The organism is Vibrio sp. 10N.286.46.A8, from assembly GCF_041470165.1.
Taxonomy (GTDB): domain Bacteria; phylum Pseudomonadota; class Gammaproteobacteria; order Enterobacterales; family Vibrionaceae; genus Vibrio; species Vibrio tasmaniensis_A.
Genome location: NZ_JBFRLX010000237.1, coordinates 1 through 4,131 on the forward strand (window position 1 = coordinate 1; position 4,131 = coordinate 4,131).

Annotated in this window: 4 protein-coding genes; all 4 read left to right on the forward strand. The window is 43.1% G+C overall.

Going from position 1 to position 4,131, the window contains the following annotated elements; genetic code table 11:
- Positions 1 to 37: 37 nt before the first annotated feature.
- The 4 genes from AB4232_RS20010 (at position 38) to fghA (ending at position 4,076) form a co-directional block, all read left to right on the forward strand.
- Positions 38 to 646 carry a short chain dehydrogenase gene (locus AB4232_RS20010; RefSeq protein WP_280621463.1) on the forward strand — a complete coding sequence of 203 codons (609 nt, stop codon included), beginning with the start codon at positions 38 to 40 and terminating at the stop codon, positions 644 to 646.
- Between the two features lie 109 nt (positions 647 to 755).
- Positions 756 to 1,247, forward strand: a complete 492-nt coding sequence (locus AB4232_RS20015) for an ester cyclase (RefSeq protein WP_280621462.1) — start codon at positions 756 to 758, stop codon at positions 1,245 to 1,247.
- Between the two features lie 683 nt (positions 1,248 to 1,930).
- Positions 1,931 to 3,079: an S-(hydroxymethyl)glutathione dehydrogenase/class III alcohol dehydrogenase gene (locus tag AB4232_RS20020; RefSeq protein ID WP_012601124.1), complete on the forward strand. Its 1,149-nt coding sequence runs from the start codon at positions 1,931 to 1,933 to the stop codon at positions 3,077 to 3,079.
- A gap of 157 nt (positions 3,080 to 3,236) precedes the next feature.
- On the forward strand, positions 3,237 to 4,076 hold the full coding sequence (gene fghA / locus AB4232_RS20025; RefSeq protein ID WP_372087846.1) for an S-formylglutathione hydrolase: 840 nt from the start codon (positions 3,237 to 3,239) through the stop codon (positions 4,074 to 4,076).
- The last annotated feature ends 55 nt before the right edge of the window (positions 4,077 to 4,131 follow it).

Here is a 4,131-nt window from a genome sequence, read left to right on the forward strand (position 1 = left end):
GCGATAGTAAATACACTTATATTTTTTGAGGTAGTAAATGAAAACGGTAATTTTAATTGGTGCAAAAGGAAAAATGGGCCAAGCAGCTTTAACAGGTTTGGGTAACCATAAAGTCATTACTGCAAGCCGTTCAGGCGATGGTTGTGACTATAATGTTGATATTACAAGTGAAGAATCTATTCATAACTTGTTTAAGCAAGTAGGTCATTTCGATGCGGTTGTAAATACTGTGGGTGTTTGTGAGTATGCTCATTTTTCAGATATGACTGAAGAGCAATGGATGACAACTGTATTAAGTAAAATGATGGGGCAAATTAACCTAGTTAGAATAGGCCAAGAATACATTGCTGATAAAGGATCATTTACTCTTATATCAGGAATACTTAATGTCAAGCCTATCCCTTACGCGATTGCTGACGCAACAACTAGTGGAGCGATTGATACATTTGCGAAATGTGTTGCTTTGGAAATGCCTCGTGGTATTCGAGTAAATTCTGTAAACCCAACAGTATTAGAAGAAGCTTGGAGTGTTTATGGAGAAATGATGCCAGGCTTCCAGCCTGTACCAAGTCAGTTGGTTGGGAAGGCATTTGAACGCTCTGTTGATGGCTTTATCAACGGAGAAGTCATTTTCGTCGATGCTTAAGGAAATGCATTTACGACACACGTTGATATTAATCGAAGCATATACAGTCAGTAAAATACTCATTTTGAACAAAACACTATTATCATATGAATAACAAAGAGAGTTAATCATGCTTACATTTGGGACAAAAAAAATTCGCCAAGTTGCTGCTATCATAGTTTTAACATTGAGCAGTACCGTTGCTTTGGCACAAGACGCGATGACAGTAGTTGATAACTACCTTATCGCTTGGAATGAACAAGATGCCAGTGCCGCGGCCAGCATACTGGCTAAAGATGCTCGTTATTATGATTCTGCACTTAATGAGACAGTAAAAGGTCGAAAAGATGCAAAGAAGAAAGTTATTGACTCTTTCATGAACGCTACACCTGATATTTATTGGAATCTGGTAGGATCGCCAGTTATATCTGGGAATAAAGTTACATTTGAGTGGGTTTTAGGCGGTACAAATACTGGTGCATGGGGAGACGGTACTCCAGCGACAGGAAAAGCTTTTAGAATCTATGGTATGTCTGCTTTCACTATTGAGGGTAATCTCGTTACTAAACAGTCCGATTACTATGACGCGCTTAGCTTCTACAGGCAGCTAGGACTGATGTAAGTTCATTGTTAGAATAACTGGGGTAAGGCATCTCAATTGCCTTACCCATTTCTATTCTAATCGTCTTGCCTTTCCAACGGCGTAATTTCTACCATGGCAATGGCCTTTTCCAAAATCCATCAAAACAGAAAAACACTTAAAATACGGGAGGAAGACAATAACTCGGTCTGAATAGCCACCGACTTGATAGACTCATTTCAGTTAGAACTGGAAAGCAACGAGCTTTGTTGACGTTTTGCTGGCATGAGAAAAAGTAGGTCAAATTTCAAACCGTATGCTCTAGCAAATTGCTGTCGAAACACACAATGGGGCAGAAATGAGTTAGAGAGCCTAGTAACCCACAAACCTCGAAAACAAATTGATGACCACCACACCAAATCACATAGGCTATTAACTTACGTCCCATTTGTTTCTAATAAATGTCTTGCCTACATAGTTCCTGTTTACTGTGTCCTTAGATTTTCTGAGTAATCAACCCTCCTTTCAGAACCCTTCTGAATACATCCATTATTACAAATACGTAATAATCATTTTCTATTTGGGGGGATTATCAAAACATGTACGCACACCTATACTAGCTCCAACAAAACGAGAGAGCGGAAACAATTAAGCTCAACTACGCTTAACGGGTTGAATTTAATTGCACAGTTATCCGCTGTACTGACATATATAGGAAACATCCAATGACAATCGAAATTAAACCTGGTCAAACGCATATCAAATCAAAAGCAATGGTTGCATGGGCAGCTGGCGAGCCACTAAAAATGGAAGAAGTTGATGTACAACTTCCTAAAGCTGGTGAGGTTCTAGTTCGCATCGTTGCTACTGGTGTTTGTCACACTGACGCATTCACATTATCAGGTGACGATCCAGAAGGTATCTTCCCTTCAATTCTTGGTCACGAAGGTGGCGGTATCGTTGAGATGATCGGCGAAGGCGTTACAAGTGTTGAGATTGGCGACCACGTTATCCCACTTTACACAGCTGAATGTGGCGAATGTAAGTTCTGTAAATCTGGTAAAACTAACCTATGCCAAGCGGTTCGTGAAACGCAAGGTAAAGGCCTAATGCCAGACGGTACAAGCCGCTTCTCTATCAATGGCGAAACAATTTTCCATTACATGGGTTGCTCGACTTTCTCTGAGTACACAGTACTTCCAGAAATCTCTCTAGCGAAAGTAAGCAAAGAAGCGCCACTTGAAGAAGTTTGTCTTCTAGGTTGTGGTGTAACAACAGGCATGGGCGCTGTATTGAACACAGCTAAAGTTGAAAAAGGCGACAACGTTGCTGTATTCGGCCTAGGCGGTATCGGTCTTTCTGCAATCATTGGTGCTCGCATGGCTGGTGCTGACCGCATCATCGGTGTTGATATCAACGAGAGCAAATTCGAGCTAGCAAAACAGCTTGGCGCGACTGACTGCATCAACCCAACTAAATTCGACAAGCCAATCCAAGACGTTATCGTTGAGATGACAGACGGTGGTGTTGAGTACTCTTTCGAGTGTATTGGTAACGTAAACGTGATGCGTCAAGCACTTGAGTGCTGCCACAAAGGTTGGGGCGAATCAGTCATCATTGGTGTTGCGGGTGCAGGTCAAGAGATCTCAACTCGTCCATTCCAACTAGTGACTGGTCGTGTATGGCGTGGTTCTGCTTTCGGTGGTGTTAAAGGCCGCTCTGAGCTTCCAGAAATCGTTAACCGTTACATGGCAGGTGAGTTTGGTCTGCAAGAGTTCATCACTCACACAATGGGTCTGCAAGACGTAAACGAAGCATTCGACCTAATGCACAAAGGTGAATCTATCCGTACTGTTCTACATATGGATAAGTAATTCTCCTTGGTCTCGGCACTTAGGTGTCGAGACCACAGTTCTGACTTAAACATCAGAGTGAAACTGTCTTCACCACCTCCTGCCCGGTGGGTGGTGAAACTTTAAATGATATAGACATGTTATTCCCCAAAACCATCAACCTAACGGAGCACAATAGATGACAATCGAAAACATTAGCCAAGCAAAGGTTGCTGGTGGTTGGCACAAACAATACACCCACTTTTCTGCAACGCTTGACTGCAACATGCGTTTTGCGATTTTCTTGCCGCCTAACGCAAGCAAAGAAAACCCAGTTCCTGTTTTGTATTGGTTATCAGGCTTAACCTGTACCGATGAAAACTTCATGCAAAAAGCCGGCGCGTTCAAAGCTGCGGCTGAGCAAGGCATTGCTATTGTTGCACCTGATACTAGCCCACGCGGCGAAGGCGTTGCCGACGATGAAAGCTACGATCTAGGCCAAGGTGCAGGCTTCTATGTGAATGCCACTCAAGCACCTTGGGACAGCCATTACCACATGTACGATTACGTGGTAACAGAGCTACCAGCACTGATTGAGTCTTTCTTCCCAGTGACATCAGTGAAATCAATTTCTGGTCACAGCATGGGCGGACACGGTGCCCTAACGATTGGTATTAAGAACGAAGATAGCTACCGTTCTATCTCGGCATTCAGCCCAATCACCAACCCAATGCAATGCCCTTGGGGACAAAAAGCATTCAACCAATATCTAGGCTTAGATATTGAAGAGTGGAAGCAATACGATGCCTCTGAGCTTCTAAAAACCAAAGGCACTAAGCTGCCAATGTTGGTTGACCAAGGCGAAGCGGACAACTTCCTGATTGAACAGCTTAAGCCTGAGCAATTAGTCGAAGCGGCTAAGGTAACCAATGCCGATTTAGAGCTACGTATGCAGCCAGGTTACGACCACAGCTACTACTTCATCTCTAGCTTTATTGATGAACACATTGAGTTCCATGCTGCTTACCTAAACAAGTAGTCACACCGAATTAGCCCACACCTTGCAAAAGCGTGAGGTGTGGGCTTTTTTGTGC